Raw genomic sequence first — 24,463 nt, forward strand, 5'->3', positions numbered from 1 at the left:
TAAGCCTTTCAGCGCCGATGGTACTGCAGGGGGGACCCTGTGGGAGAGTAGGACGCCGCCGAACAATCATTGTGGAAAAGCCCCGTACCGGGAAACCGGTACGGGGCTTTTCTGCGTTTATGGGGCGCGTACACCCCTGTGCGGTCGGCGGTGGTGGCTGAGGGTAAGGTCAGGGGGAAAATCGTCGGCACGTTCCCACAGCAGGAGGCCCCCGGGTGGAGGTCCAGGAGACTCGCGTTCAGACGGACCGGGTGCTCACCATCCCCAACATTCTGAGCATGGCTCGTCTCGTTGGCGTGCCCCTGTTCCTGTGGCTGATCCTCCGCCCCGTGTTCGGCGGGCCCAACAGTGACTGGTGGGCCCTGCTGGTGCTGATGCTCAGCGGCGTCAGCGACTACCTCGACGGCAAGCTCGCGCGCAAGTGGAACCAGATCAGCAGCTTGGGGCGGTTGCTCGACCCCGCTGCCGACCGGCTCTACATCCTGTCGACCCTGGTCGGGCTGACCTGGCGCGAGATCCTGCCCTGGTGGGTCACGGCGGCCCTTCTGGCGCGCGAACTCATGCTGCTCGTGATGGTGGGCATCCTCCGTCGACACGGCTATCCGCCGCCACAGGTGAACTTCCTCGGGAAGGCGGCGACGTTCAATCTGATGTACGCCTTCCCCCTGTTGCTGCTCAGCGTTCAGGACGGGTGGCTCGGGGAACTTGGTGCTATTTTCGGATGGGCGTTCGCCGGATGGGGTACAACCCTCTATTGGTGGGCAGGGATTCTGTATGTGGTCCAGGTCCGTCGTCTGGTGAAGGCGGACACCGCGACCGATTGACCCTGTCGAAGCGGCGCAGCGCAGCGCCGGCCCTCGTGGGCCTCCTGAGGCTGTGAAGGCCAGAATTCGACGGGCCCGGTCGGCTGGACCTTCTCTCGTCCAAGGAGGAATCTTCCGACATGAAGGCCGTCGTGATGGCCGGTGGCGAAGGCACGCGTCTTCGCCCCATGACCTCAAGCATGCCCAAGCCGCTTCTGCCGGTGGCCAACCGGCCGATCATGGAACACGTGCTGAGGCTGCTCAAGCGGCATGGGCTCAACGAGACCGTCGTAACCGTGCAGTTTCTCGCCTCGCTCGTCAAGAACTACTTCGGCGATGGCGAAGAGCTCGGCATGGAGCTCACCTATGCCAACGAGGAGAAGCCACTCGGCACCGCGGGCAGCGTCAAGAATGCCGAAGACGCGCTGAAGGACGACGCCTTTCTGGTCATCTCCGGAGACGCGCTCACCGACTTCGACCTGACGGACCTCATTCGTTTCCACAAGGAGAAGGGCGCACTGGTCACCGTGTGCCTGACCCGGGTGCCGAACCCGCTGGAATTCGGCATCACGATCGTGGACGAGGAAGGGAAGGTCGAACGGTTCCTGGAGAAGCCCACCTGGGGGCAGGTCTTCTCGGACACCGTGAACACCGGCATCTACGTGATGGAGCCCGAGGTCTTCGACTACGTCGACGCGGACGTCTCCGTGGACTGGTCGGGGGACGTCTTCCCGCAGCTCATGAAGGAGGGTAAGCCGGTCTACGGCTATGTCGCCGAGGGCTACTGGGAGGACGTCGGTACGCACGAGAGCTACGTCAAGGCGCAGGCCGACGTGCTGGAGGGCAAGGTCGACGTCGAGCTCGACGGCTTCGAGATCTCGCCCGGGGTCTGGGTCGCCGAGGGTGCGGAAGTGCACCCGGACGCCGTACTCAGAGGGCCGCTGTACATCGGTGACTACGCCAAGGTCGAAGCCGGGGCGGAGATCCGCGAGCACAGCGTGATCGGGTCCAACGTCGTCGTGAAGAGCGGGGCCTTCCTCCACAAGGCCGTCGTCCACGACAACGTCTACATCGGGCCGCACAGCAACCTGCGCGGATGTGTGATCGGCAAGAACACCGACGTCATGCGTGCCGCCCGGATCGAGGACGGGGCGGTCATCGGCGACGAGTGCCTCGTCGGTGAAGAATCGATCATCCAGGGCAATGTGCGGGTCTACCCGTTCAAGACGATCGAGGCCGGCGCCTTCGTCAACACGTCGGTGATCTGGGAGTCCCGGGGGCAGGCGCACCTCTTCGGAGCGCGCGGGGTCTCCGGAATCCTGAACGTGGAGATCACGCCGGAGCTGGCCGTACGGCTGGCGGGCGCGTACGCGACGACGCTGAAGAAGGGCTCGACGGTCACCACGGCGCGCGACCACTCCCGGGGCGCCCGCGCGCTGAAGCGGGCGGTCATCTCCGCGCTGCAGGCCAGTGCCATCGACGTACGGGACCTGGAGAACGTGCCGCTGCCGGTGGCGCGGCAGCAGACGGCCCGGGGCAGTGCCGGCGGGATCATGATCCGCACGACGCCCGGGGTGCCGGACTCGGTGGACATCATGTTCTTCGACGAGCGCGGTGCGGACCTCTCGCAGGGCGGACAGCGCAAGCTGGACCGGGTGTACGCGCGCCAGGAGTACCGGCGGGCGTTCCCCGGGGAGATCGGCGACCTGCACTTCCCGGCGAGCGTCTTCGACTCGTACACCGGGTCGCTGCTGCGGAACCTCGACACGACGGGGATCGCGGACTCCGGGCTCAAGGTCGTCGTCGACGCCTCGAACGGCAGTGCCGGGCTCGTGCTGCCCAGCCTGCTGGGGCGGCTCGGGGTCGACGCGCTGACGATCAACCCGGGTCTCGACGAGGCGCGGCCGACCGAGACCGCCGAGTCCCGGCGGGCCGGACTCGTACGCCTGGGGGAGATCGTGGCCTCGGCGCGTGCTGACTTCGGCGTGCGGTTCGATCCGGTCGGCGAGCGGCTGTCGCTGGTGGACGAGCGCGGAAAGATCATCGAGGACGACCGGGCGCTGCTGGTCATGCTCGACCTGGTGGCCGCGGAACGGCGCAGCGGGCGGGTGGCGCTGCCCGTGACGACCACGCGGGTCGCCGAGCAGGTGGCGGCGTACCACGGGACGCAGGTGGAATGGACGACCACGTCGCCGGACGACCTGACGAGGGTCGCGCGTGAGGACACGACCATCTTCGGCGGGGACGGGCGCGGCGGGTTCATCGTGCCGGAGTTCAGCAGTGTCTTCGACGGCACCGCTGCCTTCGTACGGCTCATCGGGCTGGTGGCCAGGACGCAGTTGCGGCTGAGCCAGATCGACGCGCGGATACCGCGTGCGCACGTGCTGCGGCGCGACCTGGCGACTCCGTGGGCCGTCAAGGGGCTCGTGATGCGCCGGGTGGTCGAGGAGGCCGGGGAGCGGTCGGTGGACACCACCGACGGCGTCCGGGTCGTGGAGGCCGACGGGCGCTGGGTGATGGTGCTGCCCGACCCGGCGGAGGCCGTCACCCATCTGTGGGCGGAGGGGCCGGACGACGACTCCGCGCAGGCGCTCCTGGACGAGTGGGCGGCGATCGTCGACAGCGCGGGTCACTGACGCAGCGCCGGCGTGCCGGAGGGCGTCGTGCGACGGCCTCCGGTGCGCCGGTGGGGGCATTCGGTGACAGGGGCTGCGACATGCGACGATGTGCGGCATGTCGCAGCAGCCCCCCGTTCGGAGCACTCCTTCTCCACCGCGGCGCCCCGACGCGTCGATGTCGCTGCTGACGAACGTGATGGAGCACAGTCTCGACGACGGGTACGCCGAGGCGGCGGCCCGGCAGGAGGCCGACGGCACCGCCGGGATGCCCCGCACCCTGCGCAGGAAGCTCGGCCTGGCGGCCTGCCTGGTGCTGGCGGCGGCGGTGGTCACGCTCGGGGCGGCGAACGCGCGGCTGGCGGCCCCCGTGGTCGCGAAGGAGCGCGAGAAGCTCGTGGACAGGATTCAGGCCGAGACCGCCGGCGCCGACAGGCTGGAGAAGGACGTCGAGGCCCTGCGCGTGGACGTGGGGGAGCGGCAGCGCAAGGCCCTGGAGCAGCACGGGGGCGACCAGGCGGAACTGGTTTCCCTGCTCTCCGGAGCAACCGCCGTGACCGGACCGGGCGTCAAACTGGTCGTGGACGACGCCAAGGAGACCGGTGAGGGCAGTGACGGGCCGCGTGGCAGCAGTGGCTTCGCCGACACCGGCCGGGTCCGCGACCGGGACATGCAGCGGTTCGTGAACGGGCTCTGGCAGTCGGGTGCGGAGGCCGTCGCGATCAACGGGCAGCGGCTGACGATGCTCTCGGCGATCCGGGCGGCGGGCGACGCGATACTGGTCGACAACCGGCCGCTGGCACCGCCGTACACCGTGCTGGCCGTGGGCGGCAAGCATCTGGACACGACGTTCAACGACAGTGCCGACGGGCAGTACCTGCATGCCTTGCAGGAGAGCTACGGCATCCGTACGAGCATCGCCGACCAGGACGAGGTGCGGCTCCCGGCCGCGCCGAGCCTGATCGTACGCATCGCCCAGCCGCTGGCCGCAGGCGCGGCGAAGGGCGTGGCCGAACCGCAGAAGACAGAGAAGGGCACATCGTGATCGCCGTACTGGGCCTCGTCGTGGGAGTCGTGGTCGGATTGCTGGTCCGGCCCGAAGTGCCGGCGGTGGTCGAGCCCTATCTGCCGATCGCCGTCGTCGCCGCGCTGGACGCGGTCTTCGGCGGACTGCGGGCGATGCTCGACGGGATCTTCGTCGACAAGGTCTTCGTCGTGTCCTTTCTGTCGAACGTCGTGGTCGCGGCCCTGATCGTCTTCCTCGGCGACAAGCTGGGGGTCGGCGCGCAGTTGTCGACCGGTGTGGTCGTCGTGCTCGGCATTCGCATCTTCTCCAACGCTGCCGCCATCCGGCGGCACATCTTCCGGGCGTGACGCCGGTGAGCAACGAGAGCAACGGAACCGAAGCGCCGGGTCCGCTCCCGCAGGAGCGGGACGTCTTTCCCGAGCGGCCCGCGCCCGAGGAGCACCACAAGCACCGCGAAGTGACGGGTCGTCAGAGGCTGATCGCGGGGCTGTGGCCGCCGCGGGTCACCCGGGCCCAACTGATCGTGGCGCTGCTGCTGTTCGGGCTGGGGCTCGGGCTGGCGATCCAGGTGAACTCCACCAACGAGGACGGTGCGCTGCGCGGTGCGCGGCAGGAGGACCTCGTACGGATCCTGGACGAGCTGGACGACCGTACGCAGCGCCTGGAGGACGAGAAGCAGCGGCTGACCGCGCAGAAGTCGGAGCTGGAGAGCAGCTCGGACCAGGCCGAGGAGGCGCGCAAGCAGACGCTGGAGAAGGAGCGCCAGCTCGGCGTCCTGGCGGGCACGGTGGGCGCACAGGGGCCCGGCATCACGCTGACCGTCCAGGACCCGCACAAGACCGTCGAGCCGGACCGGCTGCTGGACACCATTCAGGAATTGCGTGCCGCCGGGGCGGAGGCCGTGCAGATCAATGACGTGCGCGTCGTGGCCAACACGTATTTCTCCGGTGACGCAGGCAGCATTCAGATCGACGGGAAGAACGTCGCCGCCCCCTACACCTTCAAGGTGATCGGGAAGCCGCAGGATCTGGAGCCCGCGCTGAACATCCCCGGCGGTGTCGTGCAGACTCTGGAGAAGGAGCAGGCCACCGCCGTGGTCCAGCGACTTGAGAAGATCGTCGTGAATGCCTTGCGACCGGCGAAGCGGCCTGACTACGCTCGGTCGTCATCGCAGTGAAGGCTGGGCGAATGAGCGTTGTCGGACAAGGGCATGAGGTTGCGGGGGGTCGGCGCACCGAGGACGCGGTGCGTGGTGGAAACTGTCCGAGTGATACGGACGTTGTGAGAATGTCCAAGTCAGCAGGTTTGTTGACGCAGGGTTCGTCCTGCCCCACGGGCGGGTCTGTTTCGGTCAAGGGGAATCGCCCGTGAAGTTGTTTGCGAAATTGTTCGGCAAGAGTGCACGCGACGACAGCAGCTCCCACACTGCGCGTCACCGTGCCCCGCGCCCCGGTGAGGCGGAGGAGCCGAGCGGCGAGCGCCCGCTCTTCCGCGACGAGGTCGGCGGCCGCGGCGCGCCGTCTGTTGACCCGGCCGGACCCGGCCGCATAGGTTCCGGAGAACCATCAACCTCAGGTACGGGTGGAGGGTTTGCTTCCGACCCGTACGCAACCAGCGCCCACCACGTGGGGCAGTCTCGGCAGGAGGATCCGTCCATGTCTGGGTTGCCCGTGTGCACGAGGTGCGGTCACCGGAACGCCGCCGACAGCCGCTTCTGCTCCAACTGCGGTGCGCCGCTGCGGGCCGGAGCCGCCGCCGAGCGGCCCTCGGAGACCACGTCGACCATCTCCATCTCGGGCCTGGAGGCCTACGAGGCGGAGAAGACGGGGCAGACCCAGCTGCCGTCGCTGTCGCCCGAGGCCCAGGCCGCGGTCGACGCGCTGCCGCGGGGTGCGGCGCTGCTGGTGGTGCGCCGCGGTCCCAACTCGGGAAGCCGCTTCCTGCTGGACGGCGAGCTGACCACGGCCGGCCGCCACCCGCAGAGCGACATCTTCCTCGACGACGTGACCGTCTCCAGGCGGCACGTCGAGTTCCGCCGCGGCGCGGACGGTGGCTTCACCGTCTCCGACGTCGGCAGCCTCAACGGCACGTACGTCAACCGGGAGCGCATCGACGCGGTCCTGCTGGCGAACGGCGACGAGGTGCAGATCGGTAAGTACCGGCTGGTCTTCTACGCGAGCCAGCAGGGCGTCTGATCCTCCGGGTCCCTTCAGGGAAGGTCCATGCTGCGAATCCAGACGGGCGGTGCCGCGCGCGGCACCGCCTCCGCCGGCGGCAGGCTGATGAGCATCGGTTCGGTGCTCAGCCTGCTGCGCGAGGAATTTCCCGAAGTAACGATCTCCAAGATCCGCTTTCTGGAGGCGGAGGGGCTGGTCGAGCCGCAGCGCACGCCGTCCGGGTACCGGAAGTTCGGTCCCGAGGACGTCGAGCGGCTCGCCCAGGTGCTGCGGATGCAGCGTGACCACTACCTGCCGCTCAAGGTCATCAAGGAGCACCTGGAGGCGCTGGAGCGCGGCGAGGAGGTCCGGCTGCCGTCGCCCGGCGGGCCGCGCGAGCTGCTCGACGGGGCGTCGGAGGCGGTCGCCGAGCGGGTGACGGCGGCGCGGCTGGGCCGCGAGGAGCTGCTGGCGGCGGCGGAGGTCGAGGAGAGCGACCTGGTCGAGTGGGAAGCGTACGGACTGATCGCGCAACTGCCGGACGGCGGTTACGACGCGGAGACCGTCACGGTGGCGAAAATCGTGTCGGACCTGGGGAAATTCGGTCTGGAGCCGAGGCACCTGCGGGCCATGAAGGCCGCGGCGGACCGCGAGGCCGGACTGATCGGGAACATCGTCGCGCCCTTGCGCAGGCACCGCAATCCGCAGACCAGGGCGCACGCCGAGGCGACCACCCGGGAGCTGGCGGGGCTGTCCGTACGGCTGCACGCGGCACTGGTGCAGACCGCGCTGCGGGCAGGTACGAACTGAGCCACGGGTGGGGCGAAACCGCGCCGCAGGTGGAGTGAACAGGAGCCCGACTATCCAAACCGGTCGGGCACGTCCTAGGGTTGCTGTGTGAACGAGCTCGACGTCGTAGGTGTCAGGGTGGAAATGCCCAACAACCAGCCGATCGTGCTCCTGCGTGAAGTGGGAGGCGATCGGTACCTTCCCATTTGGATCGGACCGGGTGAGGCCACTGCCATCGCCTTCGCCCAGCAGGGGCTGGCCCCCGCCAGGCCGCTGACGCACGACCTGTTCAAGGACGTGCTCGAAGCGGTCGGCCAGGAGCTCACCGAAGTGCGGATCACCGATCTGCGGGACGGGGTCTTCTTCGCCGAGCTGGTCTTCGCCAGCGGGGTGGAGGTCAGTGCCAGGCCGTCGGACGCGATAGCGCTCGCGCTGCGCACCGGGACGCCGATCTACGGTAGTGACGGGGTGCTGGACGATGCCGGGATCGCGATTCCGGACGAGCAGGAGGACGAAGTGGAGAAGTTCCGCGAGTTCCTCGACCAGATCTCGCCGGAGGACTTCGGTACCAACAGCCAGTGACCGGTCCGGCGAACGGCCGGTGATCGCCCCAGTCATGAGTCCCCGGCGGGCCTTCGGGTCCCCGGGGACTTCTGCGCATTCGAGTAGCCTTTCCCCGAGGAGCGGTGGGTGAAACCACTCTCCGGGTGATTATCACTCGGCGTGCCGAGTGTGGCGATCGTTGACGCACCCCGGGCGACTGCCTACCGTCGACAGGGCAGGTCAAGGACGGAGGTCGGCGTGAGAATCAGCGGCGACGGTACGGCGACGGGCGGGCCGTATCCGCTCGGCAGTTCGGCCGACCCCACAGCAAGTTCCACGGGACGCCCCACGGGGCGCCTCGCGGGAAATCAGCTCCCCCGCGCGGCTGCGGTCCAGCCAGCGGACGAGACGGTCGGGTACCGGGGACCCACCGCGTGTGCGGCGGCCGGGATCACGTACCGGCAACTGGACTACTGGGCGCGCACCGGGCTCGTCGAGCCGAGTGTGCGGCCCGCGTACGGGTCGGGCACGCAGCGGCTCTACAGCTTCCGCGACGTCGTCGTACTCAAGATCGTCAAGCGGTTCCTGGACACCGGGGTCGCGTTGCAGAACATCCGCGCCGCCGTGCAGCACCTGAGGGCCCGGGGCTTCCAGGACCTGGAGCGGATGACGCTGATGAGCGACGGGGCCACGGTGTACGAGTGCACCTCGCCGGACGAGGTCGTCAGCCTGCTGCAGGGCGGCCAGGGGGTCTTCGGGATCGCCGTGGGCGTGGTGTGGCGGGACGTCGAGACGGCGCTGTCGCAACTGCACGGGGAACGCGTGGACACCGGCGAGACGCTGGTCGGGAACAACCCGGGGGACGAGCTGGCGAGGCGGCGCAACCGGGCCGTGTGAGGCCCTGTGCGGGGCTTCGGCTGCTTAAGGCGAAGGCTGCCGCGTCAGTGGCTGCCGGGCCTCGGCGTGCGCGGTCCGGCCGATTGTCAGTGGCGTAGGGCAGCATCGGTGGGGTGAGGACCGCGCCGACCATTCTGCATCTGGACATGGATGCCTTCTACGCCGCAGTGGAGCAGGCGGCCAAACCCAGCCTGCGCGGAAAGCCGGTCGTGGTGGGCGGGATCGGGCCGCGCGGAGTGGTGGCCACCGCTTCGTACGAGGCGCGGCGCTTCGGTGTGCACTCGGCGATGCCGACGGCGCAGGCGCGCAGGCTCGCGCCGAACGCCGCGTACCTGGTGCCGCGCTTCGCCGTGTACCGCGCGGTGAGCGAGCAGGTGATGGAGCTGCTGGGGCGGCTGTCGCCGCTGGTGGAGCCGCTCAGCCTGGACGAGGCCTTCGTGGATCTGGAGGCCGGCGGAGCCGCCGACGACGAGGCGTCCGCGCGAGCGGTCGGGGAGTGGCTGCGGGCCGAGATCAGGAGGGTGACCGGGGTCAGCGGTTCCGTGGGGCTCGCGGGGTCCAAGATGCTGGCGAAGATCGCCTCGGAGGAGGCCAAGCCGGACGGGCTGCGGCTGATGGCGCCGGGGACCGAGCGCGAGTTGCTCGCGCCGATGCCGGTGCGGATCCTGCCGGGGGTCGGGCCCGCCACCGGCGACCATCTGCGGCGGGCCGGGATGACGACGGTCGCGCACCTGGCGGAGGCGGGCGAGGACGAGCTCGTACGGCTGCTGGGCAAGGCGCACGGGGCCTCGCTGCACCGGATGGCCCAGGGGCTCGACGACCGGCCCGTGGTGGCCGAGCGGGACGCGAAGTCCGTGTCGGTCGAGGACACCTTCGAGGTGGACCTGCACGACCGCGTACGGGTCCGCCTGGAGGTGGAGCGGCTCGCGGACCGGTGCGTGGAGCGGCTGCGGAGGGCGGGGCGGTCGGGGCGGACCGTGGTGCTCAAGGTGCGGAGATTCGATTTCTCGACGCTGACCAGGTCGGAGACCCTGCGGGGGCCGACGGACGATCCGGGGGTCGTGCGGGAGGCGGCGGCCCGGTTGCTGGAGGGGGTGGACACGACGGGGGGCGTGCGGCTGCTGGGGGTGGGGGTGACGGGGCTGGCGGACTTCACGCAGGAGGACCTGTTCGCGCAGGTGGCGGCGCGGGACGCGGAGGCGGCCGGCGCGTCCGGGGCGGCTGTGGAGGCCGTGGCTCCGGAACCGGTCGAGGAACCCGCCGTGGAGGAGCCCGGCGAGCGGCGGTGGCTGGCCGGGCACGACGTGCGGCACGTGGAGTACGGGCCGGGGTGGGTGCAGGGGAGCGGGCTGGGGCGGGTGACGGTGCGGTTCGAGGAACCGGGGTCGGCGGGGCCGGGGCGGGTGCGGACGTTTCGGGTCGACGACCCGGATCTGGCGGCGGGGGAGCCGCTGCCGCTGGTGGGGTAGGGGCGGAGGGTCACCGTTCGGGGCGGCGGCTCGCCCCGGGCCCGCGGACCTCGTCCCGGCGCCGTCCTCGCGGGGGCGCCCCTGTCATTGGGGGACGTGGAGGCCGTAGTGGTGGTAGAGCTGGAGTTCCTGTTCGGGGGAGAGGTGGCGGCCCACGCCGAAGTCGGGGGCGTCGCGGATCAGGGACTTCTCGAAGGGGATGTGCAGGGTGTCGTCCTCCAGGCGGCTGGGCTCCAGGGGGACGAAGGCGTCGCGGGAGAAGAGCCCCGTGCGCAGGGCCGCCCATTCCGGAGTGCCGGTGGCGTCGTCGAGGTAGACCTCGTCCACGGTTCCGATCTTCGTGCCGTTGCGGTCGAACGCCTTGCGGCCGATCAGGCTGCGCGGATCGATGTCGGTCTGCACGGTCCCTCCAACTGGTCGCAGCAGCTGCTGGGTGAATCCCCGTAAAACACTACGAAAGAACAGATTCCCGAGGCTGGCCACTTGAGGGATCGAACGATGAGTGCGCTGGTAGGCTGGCCGAGGCTGCTGACCCCGTGCGGGAGAGTCCTCCGAGTACGTGTCGGAGGCGCCGAAGGAGCAACTCCTCCCCGGAATCTCTCAGGCCCCTGTACCGCACGGACGAGGTCACTCTGGAAAGCAGGGCGGGTGGCGGGTCCGGCGCAGGCCGGTGCGTGGCCTTTCCTCACCGACGGTGAAAGTCGGGGCGCGGTTCTGTGGCGCTCCGGTGAAGCTCTCAGGTTGAGATGACAGAGGGGGAGGCCGTCCGGGTACCCGTGCCGTGGTGCCCCTCGCAGGTCGTGTCGGACCAGGAGGCCTTCCGCAGATGACCGCCAACCGTCGTATTCCGCTCGCAGAGCTCGAGCGTGGCATTCCCTTCGAGCAGCGTCACATCGGCCCCGATGGCGAAGCGCAGGCCAAGATGCTCGCGCAGGTCGGTTACGGGTCGCTCGACGAGCTGACCGCCGCCGCGGTGCCGGACGCCATCAAGAACGCCGAGGCGCTGGGGCTTCCGGACGCGCGCACCGAGGCCGAGGTCCTGGCCGAGCTGCGCACCCTCGCCGACCGCAACCAGGTGCTCGCCCCGATGATCGGGCTCGGGTACTACGGGACCTTCACTCCGCCGGTCATCCTGCGCAACGTGATGGAGAACCCCGCCTGGTACACGGCGTACACCCCGTACCAGCCGGAGATCTCGCAGGGCCGGCTGGAGGCGCTGCTCAACTTCCAGACGATGGTCGCCGAGCTGACCGGGCTGCCGACCTCGGGCGCCTCGCTGCTCGACGAGGGCACCGCCGCGGCCGAGGCCATGTCGCTCGCGCGCCGCGTGGGCAAGGTCAAGAGCGGTGTGTTCCTGGTGGATGCGGAAACGCTTCCGCAGACCATCGCCGTCCTCCGGACCCGCGCCGAGCCGACCGGTGTGGAGGTCGTCGTCGCCGACCTGAGCGAGGGCGTCCCGGCCGAGGCCGCCGAGCGCGGTGTGTTCGGCGTGCTGCTCCAGTACCCCGGCGCCTCCGGCGTGGTGCGGGACATCAAGCCGGTGATCGACGCCGCGCACGAGCTCGGGGCGATCGTCACCGTCGCCGCCGACCTGCTGGCGCTGACGCTGCTGACGTCGCCGGGCGAGCTGGGCGCGGACATCGCGGTGGGCACCACGCAGCGCTTCGGCGTGCCGATGGGCTTCGGCGGTCCGCACGCCGGGTTCATGGCCGTACGCGAGAAGTTCGCGCGCAGCCTGCCGGGCCGCCTCGTGGGCGTGTCCGTGGACGCCGACGGCAACAAGGCGTACCGGCTGGCGCTCCAGACGCGTGAGCAGCACATCCGCCGTGAGAAGGCGACGAGCAACATCTGCACGGCGCAGGTCCTGCTGGCCGTGATGGCCGGGATGTACGCCGTGTACCACGGGCCCGAGGGGCTCAAGGGCATCGCGCGGCGCACGCACCGCTACGCGTCGATCCTCGCTGAGGGGCTGCGCGCCGGCGGTGTGGAGGTCGTGCACGGCGCGTACTTCGACACGCTGACCGTACGGGTTCCGGGCCGGGCCGACGAGGTCGTCGCCGCCGCGCGGGAGAACGGCGTGAACATCCGCCGGGTCGACGCCGACCTGGTGTCCTTCGCCTGTGACGAGACCACGGCACGGGCGCAAGTGGCCGCCGTCTGGGCCGCGTTCGGTGTCGAGGGCGACATCGAGGCGCTGGACGGGAACATCGGCGAGGCGCTGCCCGAGGGGCTGCTGCGCACGGACGCGTACCTGACCCACCCGGTCTTCCACGCGCACCGCTCCGAGACCGCGATGCTGCGCTACCTGCGCAGGCTCGCCGACCGCGACTACGCGCTCGACCGCGGCATGATCCCGCTCGGCTCCTGCACCATGAAGCTGAACGCGACCACCGAGATGGAGCCGGTGACCTGGCCCGAGTTCGGCCAGATCCACCCCTTCGCGCCGGTCGACCAGGCAGCCGGGTACCTCACGCTCATCCGTGAGCTGGAGGAGCGCCTCGCCGAGGTCACCGGGTACGACGCGGTGTCCATCCAGCCCAACGCCGGTTCGCAGGGCGAGCTGGCCGGTCTGCTCGCGGTGCGCGCGTACCACCGGGCCAACGGCGACGAGCAGCGGACCGTCTGCCTCATCCCGTCCTCCGCGCACGGCACCAACGCCGCGAGCGCCGTCATGGCCGGCATGAAGGTCGTCGTGGTCAGGACCGCCGACGACGGCGAGGTCGACGTCGAGGACCTGCGCGCCAAGATCGAGCAGTACCGGGACGAACTGTCGGTGCTGATGATCACCTACCCGTCCACGCACGGCGTCTTCGAGGAGCACGTCGCCGACATCTGCGCGACCGTGCACGAGGCCGGCGGCCAGGTGTACGTCGACGGCGCCAACCTCAACGCGCTGGTGGGGCTGGCGAAGCCGGGCAAGTTCGGCGGCGACGTCAGCCACCTGAACCTGCACAAGACCTTCTGCATCCCGCACGGCGGCGGCGGCCCGGGCGTCGGCCCGGTCGGTGTGCGCGCGCACCTCGCGCCGTACCTGCCCAACCACCCGCTCCAGCCGTCCGCCGGCCCCGAGACGGGCGTCGGCCCGATCTCGGCCGCGCCGTGGGGTTCGGCCGGCATCCTGCCGATCTCGTGGGCGTACGTACGCCTCATGGGCGGCGAGGGGCTCAAGCGGGCCACGCAGGTGGCGGTGCTCGCGGCGAACTACATCGCCAAGCGCCTGGAGCCGCACTACCCCGTGCTCTACACCGGCCCGAACGGCCTCGTCGCGCACGAGTGCATCGTGGACCTGCGTCCGCTGTCGAAGGCGACGGGCGTGAGCGTGGACGACATCGCCAAGCGGCTCATCGACTACGGCTTCCACGCGCCGACCATGTCGTTCCCGGTCGCCGGGACGCTCATGATCGAGCCGACGGAGAGCGAGAACCTGTTCGAGCTCGACCGGTTCTGCGACACGATGATCGCGATCCGCGGCGAGATCGAGAAGGTCGCGGGCGGCGAGTGGCCCGCCGAGGACAACCCGCTGCGCAACGCCCCGCACACCGCGGCCGCGCTCGGCGGCGCGTGGGAGCACCCGTACACCCGCGAGGAGGCCGTCTTCCCGGCCGGTGTCTCGGCGGCGGACAAGTACTGGCCGCCGGTGCGGCGCATCGACGGCGCGTTCGGCGACCGCAACCTGGTCTGCTCGTGCCCCCCGATGGACGAGTACGACAACTGACGGTCGGCAGCCAGTGATCGACCTGGTCGGGGGCCGGTCCGGAGCGGATGCTCCGGGCCGGCCCCCGCGTCGTACGTCCTGTTCCCGGCGTACGACGCCGGTGGTCGGACGCGGCGTACGCCTAGGCGGCGGTGGCCACGTCCAGCGGGCGGTGCGGGGCGATGATCTGCCCGTCGGGCAGGAGTTCGCCGGTGTCCTCGAAGAGGAGGACGCCGTTGCACAGCAGGCTCCAGCCCTGCTCCGGGTGGTGCGCCATCGGGTGGGCGGCCTCCCGGTCGGCGGATTCGGCGGTCGGGCAGGGTGGTTGGTGCTGGCACATGGAAGGGTTCTTTCGCTGCGTGGTGGTGGTGAAGGTGCTCTCGCGGCTCGAATCGGTGTTCATGGCCGCCCCCCGTATCAGTTGGTCCGGTCCCCAGTGTTGCCCTACGGGCGTCGTTCCGCAGGGATTTCACGGCAGCTCTTCTTATTGAACAAGGACGCGTCACCCGTGCGGACGGTTCAGCTCAACTGCCCCCTCTCTTCGGGTGGTTCGGGGTGGCCCGTAAGGGCTACTCCGGATGGGGCACACGGGCGGCGCGAGGCCCCGCGCCGACGTGCGGGGGGCGCGGGGCCTCGTACGGGGGGCGCGGGCGCGGAGGTCAGGCGGGCTGGCCCAGGAGCGGGGTCGTCTTCGCGGCGGGCGCGGGGGTGAGGCGCAGTGCCAGGGCGGGCAGCAGGTCGGCGACCGTGCGGGGGCGGTGTGCGGCGATGCCGGGCGGGGCCGGGGCGAGCGGGATCAGCACGTCACCGGGGGCGGGCGCACCGGACGAGGCGTCGGCGCCGGGGTCGCCGTGCAGCCACAGGGTCAGCATGTAGAGGGCCGGAATGGACAGCAGGCGCGGCTGGCAGTCGGCCGGCAGGGACTCGGCCTGCCGCAGGGCGCGTTCGGTGGAATTCAGATAGGGGCCCTCGAAGAAGTGCGAGAAGGTCCAGCCGTCCGGGGTGAGCATGCTGTCGGCCGCGGCCACCGCGCGGTCGTTGCTCCGGATGAGGAAGCGCCAGCCGGTGAGCCGGGTGCGGAAGGGGCCGTCGCCGGTGAGCCGGTCCAGTACGTGGACGGGCAGCGGCAGCTCCGGCGTGGGCGGGCCCGTCAGGGCGCGCAGGGACGGGGTGGGGGCTTCGCGGACGGCGGCGGGGGAGCCGAGTGCCGCGAGAACGCTGCGCAGGGCGGGCGCGGGAGCCGGGGGTACGTGCAGCGGCATGGTGGGACGCCTCTCGCTCGGGAGACACGGTGGAGCCTGGGCGGTGCGGACGGCGCTGTCAGCGGTGCGGGGTCGGAGGGGCCGTGGGCGAGGGCCCGGCGTCAGCTCTCCGCCTCGTTCGCGGAGTTTATACGACACGTGTTCACACGGTGTTTCCGCTAGCTGTCGTGAACATTGCGGGCAAGGCAACATCCGGACTTTTCGTACGAGGTCGCCGGGCGGGAATCAGGGGAGAATTCCGTGTAATTCCGGGGCGGAGGCTCTTTTTTCGCCTCCAGTGCGGTCGGCTTGAACTCGTCGGCGTTTTGGACCACTGTCAGGGAGTGGTGACTGCATTGTGCGCCATGCCTGCGGAATGTGCCCGGTGGAATGTGCGTCGAGGATACTGCGCGCCGCTCGTCCGCGGGGCGTTATGGATCAGTCCGCCGGGGCATCATCGACCGTGAACCACAGGACACAGCGGTCGTGCCGCGGGCTGCCCCGGCTGAGGAAGGACGCTCCGATGGGTGAGAAGGTCGTCGCGGACGGGTTCGCGCTGTCGGACCGGCAGAAGTACCGGCACAAGCTCCAACGGTGTCTGGAGGGGCTCGGGAGGCTCTTCGAGGAGAAGCGGTTCGACCGGCCCAAGAATCTGATGGGCCTGGAGATCGAGCTGAATCTCGCGGGGCCGGACGGGCTGCCGAAGATGATGAATGCCGAGGTGCTGGAGCGCATTGCGAGCCGGGATTTCCAGACCGAACTCGGCATGTTCAACCTGGAGGTCAATATCGTCCCGCACCGCCTGGGCGGCCGGGTCCTCGACCAATTGGCGGAGGAACTGCGGACGGGACTCGGATACGCCCACCGGAAGGCCGCCGAGGTCGACGCGGGCATCGTGATGATCGGCATCCTGCCCACGCTGGGCCGGGACGACCTCGTCCACGCCAATCTGTCGGACGTGGACCGGTACGAGCTGCTGAACGAGCAGATCGTGGCGGCCAGGGGCGAGCCCTTCCAGCTCGACATCGAGGGCGTGGAGCGGCTGACGTGCACCTCGGAGTCGATCGTGCCGGAGTCGGCCTGCACGTCGGTGCAGCTTCACCTCCAGGTGACGCCGGGACGCTTCGCGGACGTGTGGAACGCGGCGCAGGCGGTGGCGGGGGTGCAGATCGCGGTCGGGGCCAACGCGCCTTTCCTGTTCGGGCAGGAACTGTGGCGCGAGTCGCGGCCGCCGCTGTTCACGCAGGCCACCGACACCAGGCCGGCGGAGCTGATCGCGCAGGGCGTGCGGCCGCGGACCTGGTTCGGGGAGCGGTGGGTGGACTCGGCGTACGAACTCTTCGAGGAGAACCTGCGGTACTTCCCCTCGCTGCTGCCGATCTGCGACGAGGAGGACCCGCTGCGGGTGCTGGACGACGGGGGCGTGCCGCAGCTCAAGGAACTGGTGCTGCACAACGGGACCGTGTACCGGTGGAACCGGCCGGTGTACGGCGTCGCGGACGGGGTGCCGCACCTGCGGGTGGAGAACCGGGTGCTGCCCGCCGGGCCGACCGTCACCGACGTGATCGCCAACGCGGCCTTCTACTACGGGCTCGTCCGGGCGCTCGCCGAGGACGCCAGGCCGGTGTGGCGGCGGATGGCGTTCGAGGAGGCGGAGGCGAACTTCGACACGGCCTGCCGGTACGGGATCGAGGCGGAGCTGACGTGGCCGCGGGCCGGGCGCGGTTCGGGCACGCAGAAGGTGCCGGCCGTGAAGCTGGTGCGGGACGAGCTGCTGCCGCTGGCGGCGGCGGGGCTGGACGCCTGGGGGGTCGAGGCGGCGGACCGGGACCGGTATCTCGGGGTGATCGAGGAGCGGTGCCGGCGGCGGGTGAACGGGGCGTCCTGGCAGGTGGACACCTACCACCGGGCCGTGGACGCCGGGCTCGGGCGGGAGGCGGCGCTGGCGGCGATGACGCGGAGGTACGGCGAGCTGATGTGGGGCGGGGAGCCGGTGCACTTGTGGCCGGTGGGGTTTCCGGGGCCGTCGTGAGTGAGTGAGGGAGTGGAAGGCGGAAGGCGGAAGGCGGACATCGGGGGCGGGGGGCCCGCGTGCGATGCGGGGAGCAGGGCCGTGAGCGAGTTCCGTCGTGCCCCGGCTGCGGGGCGGGGACCGGTGTGCACAGGTGGGGGAGGGAGGATGGGGTGATGTCGGTGGAGGCGTGAGCGTGAGGGGATGGTGGGCCGGTGGCTGAGGTGGTGTCCGGGAAGCCGGTGGACGGGCGCTGGACGGCACCCGGGCGGCGGGCGCTGGGGGCCGAACTGCTGATCGTGCTGGCGCTGTCGCTGGGCGCCAGCGGGCTGTCCGCGCTGATCCGGTTCGTCGGGGCGCTGACCCGGCCGGGCGGACTGAAGGACCAGGCGGCCAATCTGAACGCGTCGGCCGCGCCCGGTCGGCCGTGGTTGGACCTGGTGTGGCAACTGTTCAGCATCTCGACGGCGCTGGTGCCGGTGGCGCTCGTCGCGTACCTGCTGCTGCGGGAGGGCAGCGGACTGCGGGACATCGGGTTCGACCGGTCGGAGCCGTGGCCGGACCTGGGGCGCGGGACGCTCGTCGCGGCCGGGATCGGCAGCACCGGGCTCGCCTTCTACCTGGTGATGAACGCGGCCGGGTTCAACCTCACGGTGGTGCCGGAGTCGCTGCCGGAGGTGTGGTGGAAGTATCCGGTGCTGATCCTGTCGGCGGTGCAGAACTCCGTGCTGGAGGAGGTCATCGTCGTCGGCTACGTGCTGCGCAGGCTCGGGCAACTGGGCTGGTCGCCGATGGCCGCGCTGGTCGCGAGTTCGGTGCTGCGCGGGTCGTACCACCTGTACCAGGGGATCGGCGGCTTCCTGGGGAACGTGGTGATGGGCGTCGTCTTCGTGCTGTTGTACCGCAGGTGGGGGCGGGTGGGGCCGCTGGTGGCGGCCCACACGCTGCTCGACGTCGGGGCGTTCGTGGGGTACGCGGTGCTGGCCGGGAAGGTGGACTGGCTGCCCACCCTCTGAGGCCGGGTCAGGGAGCGGCGAGGAGTTCGCCTTCGACCACGGTGACCGCGTGGCCCGTGAGGTGGGTGCGGTCGCCGTGCAGGGAGGTACGGACGAGGCCGGTGCGGCGTCCGCCCTGGAGGCCGGTGAGCTCGGTACGGCCCAGGCGGGCGGACCAGAACGGGGCGAGGGCGGTGTGGGCGCTGCCCGTCACCGGGTCCTCGTCGATTCCGACCGCCGGGAAGAAGCAGCGGGAGACGAAGTCGTACCCCCGGGCGGGGTCTTCGGCCGGTGCGGTGGCGATGACGCCCCGGCGGGAGAGGGCGCTGAGGGCCCTGAGGTCGGGGGCGAGGTCGCGGACCTCCTTCTCGCTGCGGACCTCGACGAGGAGGTCGCCGATCTGGTCGCCGGTGTAGAGGACCGTGAGCGGCTCGACGCCGAGGGCCCGGGCGAGGCTGCCGGAGGTCTCGGCGGTCCCGGTGGTCCCGGTGATGTCGGTCGGGAGCAGCGGGGCGGTGGGGAAGTCGAGGGTGTGGGCGCCGTCGGCGGCGGGGGTGGCGGTGAGGGTGCCGCTGCGGGTGGAGAAGGCGACGGGGCCGGTCACCAGACCCGTGGTGCGCAGGACGTGGGCGGTGGCGAGGGTCGCGTGGCCGCACAGATTGACCTCGGTGGTCGGGGTGAACCAGCGGAGCGCCCAGCGGGGGTGGGGGGCGGGGCCCGCCCCGGGGCCTGTCCCGGTGGAGGGGAGGGGGTGCGCGAAGGCGGTTTCGGAGAGGTTCATCTCGGCGGCCACGTGGTGGAGCCAGGCGTCCGGCGGGAAGGAAGTGGCGGTTTCCAGGAGGAGGACGGCGGCGGGGTTGCCGTGGAAGGGCGTGGTGGTGAAGGCGTCTACGGTGCGGATCTTCATGGGGCGAGGGTAGGGAGGCGGAGGGCCGGGGTGGCACAGCCAATCCGGGGTGGGTGGATCGACGCGGGGGCGACGGAGGCGGCGGGGACGGGCGGGCGTGCTGGGGCGGGGTTTACGCCCTGGGGGCTGGTGGGGTGGCGCGTAGTGGCGGCCGATGTCACGGGCCACGACGCTGGGCAGGAGGACGGGCCGGTGGGCGGAAGTCATCGCGCGGTGAGTGATGCGAGGCGCTGGCCGCAGAGGCCGTTCGGGCCCGTATTCGGGCGTTCTTCGAGGGCCGTTCCGTAAAGGAAGACGTGAACGACGGCGTTGTGGACCGGGCCGGGCCAGTTCGTCCGCCGACGGAGGCGTCGTCGGCCGGGCCGGTCAGGCGGCGTTCGGTCTCGGTGCTGCGCTTCCACCCGGCGGACGTCGGTCCGCCGGAGTCGGGTGCCCCTCGCGGGCGAACATGCGCGGCAGGCCGTCGGCGCGGAACCGGCCGGTGACCGGGGAAGCGCCGCTCGTCGGCATGCCCGGCCCGGCGCGTGTTCACCCTGATCAGGAGCGGGACGCGCCGCGCCCCCGCCCGTCCGTTCCGCTGCCGGGAGGGGGGAAGTGGGTTGGGCTTTATGGGTGGTTGAGGGGGAGGGAAGGCGGGTTTGGGAGGTTAGGGTGCTTCGGTTGTCATTGGGGTTGAGGAGGCATTTGTGGCTGTTTTTATGTTGCAGTTGGCGGAGGGGGTCGATGACGTGGTCGAGGCCCAGGCCGCGGGGCGGACCAGGACCGGGGAGATCGTGCTGGAGGCCGCCGACGAGCGCGGGAACCCGGTCAGGATCAGGACCTACCGGCCCGAGGCCGTGACCGCCGTGTTCCGGCGCGGGCCCGGGGACTCCGGGAGTTACGGGTGGATTCCGCAGCCGGTGAGCGGCACCTGGTGGTGTTACTGACCGGGCGCGTCGGCCGACGCCCCGCCACCGTCGGCGGGTGGCTCCGTACCGGCGCGCGCCACCGGGCCCCGGTGCCGTTCCGTACGATCGTATGAACACCCGGGCCGGGGCGAGCGGGCACCGGCACCCCCCCCGCCGGACCCGGACCCGGACCGCCGGGCGCAGGGCCTCGCACGGGATCTCCGGGCGTCCCCTTGCACGGGCGGAGCCGGAAACGTACGCGTGCCCTGTCAGCGGGCGCGCGGCGGGAGCCGCAGCTCGGCCCGGGGCAGTGGGGAGAGGCCCGGTGCGGGTGGGCGGCATGGGGATGCGGGACTCCGTGGAGCGTGCAATTAGAGTGGGCGTCTTTGTGCCCCCGGGGCACCGAACGTCTACGGAAACGGCTCCATGTCCTCCCTGCTCGCACTCCGCCCCTCCCGGCCCGACTGGCTGGCTTCCCCGAAGGTGTTCCGTACCGAGGTGCTGGGCGGCCTCGTCGTCGGGCTGGCGCTGATTCCCGAGGCGATCTCGTTCTCGGTGATCGCGGGGGTCTCGCCGAGCGTGGGGCTGTTCTCGGCGGTGACCATGGCGGTGGTCATCTCGGTGGTCGGCGGGCGCAAGGCGATGATCTCCGCGGCGACCGGGGCCGTCGCGCTCGTGGTGGCGCCGCTCAACAAGGAGTACGGGCTCGGGTACCTGGTCGCGGCCGTGATCCTGGGCGGGCTGATGCAGGTCGCGCTGGGGGCGCTCGGAGTGGCGCGGCTGATGCGTTTCGTGCCGCGCAGCGTGATGGTGGGGTTCGTCAACGCGCTGGCGATCCTGGTGTTCATGGGGCAGTTCCCCGAGCTGACGGATGTGCCGTGGGCGGTGTATCCGCTGGTCGTGGGCGGGGTGGTGCTCACCGCGCTGTTTCCCCGGGTGACGACGGCGGTGCCCGCGCCGCTGGTGTCGATCGTGATCCTGACGTTGATCACCGTGGGGGCGGGGATCGCCGTGCCGACCGTGGGGGACCGGGGCGAGCTGCCGTCGTCGCTGCCCGTTCCGGGGCTGCCGGACGTGCCGTTCACCCTGGACACGCTGAGCACGGTCGCTCCGTACGCCTTCGCGCTCGCGCTGGTGGGACTGCTGGAGTCGTTGATGACGGCCAAGCTGGTCGACGACATCACCGATACGCATTCGAACAAGACGCGTGAGTCGATCGGACAGGGCATCGCCAACATCGTCACCGGACTGCTGGGCGGGATGGGCGGTTGCGCGATGATCGGGCAGACGATGATCAACGTGAAGGTGTCCGGGGCCAGGACCCGGCTGTCGACCTTCCTGTCGGGGGCGTTCCTGCTGGTGCTCTGTCTGGTGCTGGGGCCGGTCGTCTCGGAGATCCCGATGGCGGCGCTCGTGGCGATCATGGTGCTGGTGTCGGCGGCGACCTTCGACTGGCACTCGGTGCTGCCCAGGACGCTGCGCCGGCTGCCGCTCGGCGAGACGCTCGTCATGCTGATCACGGTCGCGTGCGTGGTGGCCACCCACAACCTCGCCGTCGGCGTCGTCGTCGGGTCCGTCAGCGCGATGGTGATCTTCGCCAAGCGCGTGGCGCGCCTGGCGGACGTGGTGCGGGTGGTGGACGGGGAGCGGGCCGTCTACACGGTCACCGGCGAACTGTTCTTCGCTTCGTCGAACGACCTCGTCTTCCAGTTCTCGTACAAGGACGATCCGGCGGACGTGGTGATCGACCTGTCCCGGGCGCACATCTGGGACGCCTCGACGGTCGCCGCGCTGGACGCCGTGGAGGCCAAGTACGCCCGGTACGGGAAGACGGTCGTGCTGGAGGGGCTCAACGAGCCGAGCGCGGCCATGCACGGGAAGCTGGCGGGGCGGCTCGGGTAGCCACACGGTCGGTCGGTCGTCCGGCACGCGTGGGCGTCGTCGTCCGTCGTACGCGGGCGGGGCCGTCCGGCACGCGCAGGCGGGGCCGCCCGTCGTACGGGGGGGGAAAGACCTGCCCGGGCCGTGCGGCGGGGCCGTCAGGTGACCAGGCCCGCGAGCCTGTGCAGCGACTCGGTGAGGGCCGCGCCCGCCGAGTCCTTGAGCCTGCCGGCCATCAGCGACACGGCCGCACCGGTGAACTCCCCGTCGATCCGGGCCAGGGTGCCGCCCGCGTCCACGGGCGCGAGCGAGTAGCGCATCATCAGGCTGACCCCCATCGGTCCCTTGCCGCGCACCGTGAGCAGCCGGTCCCGGGTCAACTCCTCGACCGTCCAGTCGACTTCGGCGGGGAACCCCATCAGCCTCATGTTCTCCCGGTAGGTCGCCCCGGCCGCGAGGGGGCCGGGGTCGCCGTCGGGGAAGCCGGTGTGGGTCGCGTTCCACTGGCCGTACGTCGTGAAGTCCGTCAGCCGGGACCAGACCGTGCCCGCCGGCGCCTCGATGTGTGCCTCTGCGCTGACCTCGGCCATGGGAGCTCCCCTTCCGCGCGACATCCTGCTGGGTGTCGCGGAACGTAGCGGCCGGGCCTCGAACATTCAATACTGACGAACCGTCAAGAGCGGTGGCGGGCGATGCGGAGGGGACCGGCAGCCGTTCGGTGCCCTTCTCAGGGAAGTCTCATCCGATCTCCTCCGCAAGGATGAGGGGCGGGCGGCCGTCCCCAACCCCGGTGGGACGCCGGAATGCTCCCCCGCGCGGATGTCCGCGCCGGGGTGCCGATGGTGGGGTGGAGGGGTGCACCACCCCACCCGACGTCCCGCCGGTTCCTTCCGTGCCGGAGAGGCCGTCCCACCGCGCGCAGACATCGAGGCCAGGCTCACCGTGGAGCTCGCCACGGTGGTCGCGGGCGCGCGGCGCCGCGCCCTGCGGGACGGCGACCGGCAGATCGACACCGCCCATCTGCTGCACTCCCTCCTGGAGACCGACCCCGAGGTGCGCGCCGCCTTCACCGGCGCGGACCAGCTCGCCCGCGTCCTCGGCTACCTCGTGCAGCGCAGCATCGGCTACGGGCTGCGGTGGCAGGCCGGGGCGGAGGGCGCGCCGCCGGCGACGCCCGTGAGCGGCTGGTCGCCGGCCGCCGTGCGGGCCATGGCGGCCGCCCTCGCGCGGGCCGCCGCGCGGGAGGACCTCCGGGCGGGCGGCACCGACCTGCTGGCCGCGCTCGCCGCCGATCCCGAGTGCCGGGCGGTCGAGGTGCTGCGGCACGCGGGGGTCGACGCGGAGGGGCTGGCGGGGCGGCTGTGCGTGGAGTCCGGAACCGGCTGAGCCCTGCGGATTCTGCCGGGCCGCCGTCTCGACAGGTGTCACTCGGATGACGGTGCTGACCCGTCCTGTCATGATGTTCCGATGCACGTTCAGGGGAGGAGCGTCGGCCTGGGTCTTGCCCTGGTCTCCGCGCTCGCATTCGGTGGATCAGGTGTCGCGGCCAAGCCGCTGATCGAGGCGGGGCTCGACCCGTTGCACGTGGTGTGGCTGCGGGTGGCGGGCGCGGCGCTCGTGATGCTGCCGGTCGCCTGGCGGCACCGTGCGCTGGTGCGCCGCAGGCCCGCCCTGCTGGCGGGCTTCGGCCTGCTCGCGGTCGCCGGTGTCCAGGCCTTCTACTTCGCCTCCCTGTCCCGGATCCCGGTCGGCGTCGCGCTGCTCGTCGAGTACCTCGCGCCCGCGCTGGTGCTGGGCTGGGTGCGGTTCGTGCAGCGCAGGCCGGTGACCAGGGCGGCCGCCGTGGGCGTGGTGCTCGCGGTGGGCGGCCTCGCCTGCGTGGTCGAGGTGTGGGCGGGGCTCAGCTTCGACGTCCTGGGGCTGCTGCTCGCACTGGGCGCGGCCTGCTGCCAGGTCGGCTACTTCGTCCTGTCCGACCAGGGCGGCGAGGGCGACGACGCGGCCGACCCGCTGGGCGTGATCGCGTACGGACTGCTCGTCGGCGCCGGTGTGCTGACGGTGATCGCGCAGCCGTGGAACATGGAGTGGGGACTCCTGGGCGGGACCGTCGACATGGGCGGCAGCCAGGTGCAGGCGTGGCTGCTGCTCGGCTGGATCGTGCTGATCGCGACCGTGCTGGCGTACGTCACCGGAGTCGTCTCCGTACGAAAGCTGTCGCCGCAGGTCGCGGGAGTCGTGGCCTGCCTGGAGGCGGTCATCGCGACGGTGGCGGCCTGGGTGCTGCTGCGCGAACACCTCTCCCTGCCGCAGATCGTCGGCGGCGCGGTGGTGCTCGTCGGCGCGTTCATCGCCCAGTCGTCCACGCCGAAGTCCCCGGGGGACGCGCCGGTGGCGGGCGGAGCGCCGGACGCGGAGAACTCGTTGTCCACCGGGCGCGTCGCCCCGTAGGGTGTCGATCATGCCGAACACGCTCGTACTTCCCCCTCCCGCCGCCCTCTAGCGCGCGGGACACCAGGAACCGAAGCCCACGGGGTGCGCCCCGGGGCGG

At 71.0% G+C, this 24,463-nt stretch carries 22 protein-coding genes and 1 riboswitch; of the genes, 17 read left to right on the forward strand and 5 right to left on the reverse strand.

Features of this window, described 5'->3' with window-relative positions:
• Nucleotides 1-215: 215 nt before the first annotated feature.
• The 10 genes from ACIP93_RS29165 to ACIP93_RS29210 all read left to right on the forward strand — a co-directional run bounded on the left by ACIP93_RS29165 (nucleotide 216) and on the right by ACIP93_RS29210 (nucleotide 10,299).
• Nucleotides 216-824, forward strand: coding sequence for a CDP-alcohol phosphatidyltransferase family protein (locus ACIP93_RS29165; RefSeq protein ID WP_345225129.1), 609 nt, complete (start codon nucleotides 216-218; stop codon nucleotides 822-824).
• A gap of 119 nt (nucleotides 825-943) precedes the next feature.
• A complete protein-coding gene (locus ACIP93_RS29170; RefSeq protein WP_401763360.1) occupies nucleotides 944-3,439 on the forward strand; it encodes a sugar phosphate nucleotidyltransferase in 2,496 nt (831 codons plus the stop codon).
• A gap of 97 nt (nucleotides 3,440-3,536) precedes the next feature.
• The gene (locus ACIP93_RS29175; protein ID WP_345225133.1) at nucleotides 3,537-4,463 is read left to right on the forward strand and encodes a DUF881 domain-containing protein; all 927 of its coding nucleotides are present in this window, start codon (nucleotides 3,537-3,539) and stop codon (nucleotides 4,461-4,463) included.
• The gene (locus ACIP93_RS29180) at nucleotides 4,460-4,792 is read left to right on the forward strand and encodes a small basic family protein (protein WP_040019805.1); all 333 of its coding nucleotides are present in this window, start codon (nucleotides 4,460-4,462) and stop codon (nucleotides 4,790-4,792) included. The genes ACIP93_RS29175 and ACIP93_RS29180 overlap by 4 nt, the downstream gene beginning before the upstream one ends.
• Before the next feature lie 5 nt (nucleotides 4,793-4,797).
• Nucleotides 4,798-5,622, forward strand: coding sequence for a DUF881 domain-containing protein (locus ACIP93_RS29185; protein WP_345226675.1), 825 nt, complete (start codon nucleotides 4,798-4,800; stop codon nucleotides 5,620-5,622).
• Nucleotides 5,623-5,770: 148 nt separating this feature from the next.
• Nucleotides 5,771-6,640, forward strand: coding sequence for an FHA domain-containing protein (locus tag ACIP93_RS29190; protein ID WP_380837605.1), 870 nt, complete (start codon nucleotides 5,771-5,773; stop codon nucleotides 6,638-6,640).
• A gap of 27 nt (nucleotides 6,641-6,667) precedes the next feature.
• Entirely contained in the window at nucleotides 6,668-7,411 is a 744-nt protein-coding gene (locus ACIP93_RS29195) for a MerR family transcriptional regulator (protein ID WP_401763364.1), read from the forward strand.
• 87 nt (nucleotides 7,412-7,498) lie between these two features.
• A complete protein-coding gene (locus ACIP93_RS29200; RefSeq protein WP_345225142.1) occupies nucleotides 7,499-7,972 on the forward strand; it encodes a bifunctional nuclease family protein in 474 nt (157 codons plus the stop codon).
• Between the two features lie 219 nt (nucleotides 7,973-8,191).
• Nucleotides 8,192-8,830 carry a MerR family transcriptional regulator gene (locus tag ACIP93_RS29205; protein ID WP_401763368.1) on the forward strand — a complete coding sequence of 213 codons (639 nt, stop codon included), beginning with the start codon at nucleotides 8,192-8,194 and terminating at the stop codon, nucleotides 8,828-8,830.
• 113 nt (nucleotides 8,831-8,943) lie between these two features.
• Nucleotides 8,944-10,299 (forward strand): DNA polymerase IV, encoded by a 1,356-nt coding sequence (locus ACIP93_RS29210; protein ID WP_401763369.1) that lies wholly within the window; start codon nucleotides 8,944-8,946, stop codon nucleotides 10,297-10,299.
• Nucleotides 10,300-10,383: 84 nt separating this feature from the next.
• Here the strand turns inward: ACIP93_RS29210 and ACIP93_RS29215 are convergent, their stop codons facing one another.
• The gene (locus ACIP93_RS29215) at nucleotides 10,384-10,701 is read right to left on the reverse strand and encodes a PRC-barrel domain-containing protein (protein ID WP_345225149.1); all 318 of its coding nucleotides are present in this window, start codon (nucleotides 10,699-10,701) and stop codon (nucleotides 10,384-10,386) included.
• Nucleotides 10,702-10,828: 127 nt separating this feature from the next.
• A riboswitch (glycine riboswitch) is annotated at nucleotides 10,829-10,925 on the forward strand.
• A gap of 200 nt (nucleotides 10,926-11,125) precedes the next feature.
• Here ACIP93_RS29215 and gcvP point away from each other — a divergent pair.
• Nucleotides 11,126-14,014 (forward strand): aminomethyl-transferring glycine dehydrogenase, encoded by a 2,889-nt coding sequence (gene gcvP / locus ACIP93_RS29220; RefSeq protein WP_401763371.1) that lies wholly within the window; start codon nucleotides 11,126-11,128, stop codon nucleotides 14,012-14,014.
• Nucleotides 14,015-14,135: 121 nt separating this feature from the next.
• On the opposite strand, the gene ACIP93_RS29225 is transcribed toward gcvP, so the two are convergent.
• Together ACIP93_RS29225 and ACIP93_RS29230 are read right to left on the reverse strand one after the other, a co-directional pair.
• A complete protein-coding gene (locus ACIP93_RS29225; protein WP_345226678.1) occupies nucleotides 14,136-14,333 on the reverse strand; it encodes a DUF5999 family protein in 198 nt (65 codons plus the stop codon).
• Between the two features lie 319 nt (nucleotides 14,334-14,652).
• The gene (locus ACIP93_RS29230) at nucleotides 14,653-15,255 is read right to left on the reverse strand and encodes a hypothetical protein (RefSeq protein WP_401763373.1); all 603 of its coding nucleotides are present in this window, start codon (nucleotides 15,253-15,255) and stop codon (nucleotides 14,653-14,655) included.
• Nucleotides 15,256-15,757: 502 nt separating this feature from the next.
• Here ACIP93_RS29230 and ACIP93_RS29235 point away from each other — a divergent pair.
• On the forward strand, nucleotides 15,758-17,266 hold the full coding sequence (locus ACIP93_RS29235) for a glutamate--cysteine ligase (RefSeq protein ID WP_345225158.1): 1,509 nt from the start codon (nucleotides 15,758-15,760) through the stop codon (nucleotides 17,264-17,266).
• A gap of 203 nt (nucleotides 17,267-17,469) precedes the next feature.
• Nucleotides 17,470-18,261, forward strand: a complete 792-nt coding sequence (locus tag ACIP93_RS29240) for a CPBP family intramembrane glutamic endopeptidase (RefSeq protein ID WP_401763686.1) — start codon at nucleotides 17,470-17,472, stop codon at nucleotides 18,259-18,261.
• Nucleotides 18,262-18,268: 7 nt separating this feature from the next.
• Here the strand turns inward: ACIP93_RS29240 and ACIP93_RS29245 are convergent, their stop codons facing one another.
• A complete protein-coding gene (locus ACIP93_RS29245; RefSeq protein ID WP_401763376.1) occupies nucleotides 18,269-19,147 on the reverse strand; it encodes a PhzF family phenazine biosynthesis protein in 879 nt (292 codons plus the stop codon).
• Between the two features lie 686 nt (nucleotides 19,148-19,833).
• Between ACIP93_RS29245 and ACIP93_RS29250 the strand changes: the two genes are divergently transcribed.
• Together ACIP93_RS29250 and ACIP93_RS29255 are read left to right on the forward strand one after the other, a co-directional pair.
• Nucleotides 19,834-20,073: a hypothetical protein gene (locus ACIP93_RS29250; protein WP_345225161.1), complete on the forward strand. Its 240-nt coding sequence runs from the start codon at nucleotides 19,834-19,836 to the stop codon at nucleotides 20,071-20,073.
• A gap of 387 nt (nucleotides 20,074-20,460) precedes the next feature.
• Nucleotides 20,461-21,936, forward strand: coding sequence for a SulP family inorganic anion transporter (locus ACIP93_RS29255; protein ID WP_401763379.1), 1,476 nt, complete (start codon nucleotides 20,461-20,463; stop codon nucleotides 21,934-21,936).
• Between the two features lie 137 nt (nucleotides 21,937-22,073).
• Here the strand turns inward: ACIP93_RS29255 and ACIP93_RS29260 are convergent, their stop codons facing one another.
• Nucleotides 22,074-22,505, reverse strand: a complete 432-nt coding sequence (locus ACIP93_RS29260; protein ID WP_401763382.1) for an SRPBCC family protein — start codon at nucleotides 22,503-22,505, stop codon at nucleotides 22,074-22,076.
• A 265-nt stretch (nucleotides 22,506-22,770) separates the two neighbouring features.
• Here ACIP93_RS29260 and ACIP93_RS29265 point away from each other — a divergent pair, with 265 nt between their 5' ends.
• Complete coding sequence (locus ACIP93_RS29265) at nucleotides 22,771-23,301, forward strand: Clp protease N-terminal domain-containing protein (RefSeq protein WP_380837576.1); 531 nt, start codon at nucleotides 22,771-22,773, stop codon at nucleotides 23,299-23,301.
• A gap of 81 nt (nucleotides 23,302-23,382) precedes the next feature.
• Nucleotides 23,383-24,363: an EamA family transporter gene (locus ACIP93_RS29270; protein ID WP_401763385.1), complete on the forward strand. Its 981-nt coding sequence runs from the start codon at nucleotides 23,383-23,385 to the stop codon at nucleotides 24,361-24,363.
• Nucleotides 24,364-24,463 lie beyond the last annotated feature (100 nt).

Origin of the sequence: Streptomyces sp. NPDC088745, assembly GCF_044751045.1 — a bacterium.
Classification (GTDB): domain Bacteria; phylum Actinomycetota; class Actinomycetes; order Streptomycetales; family Streptomycetaceae; genus Streptomyces; species Streptomyces cremeus.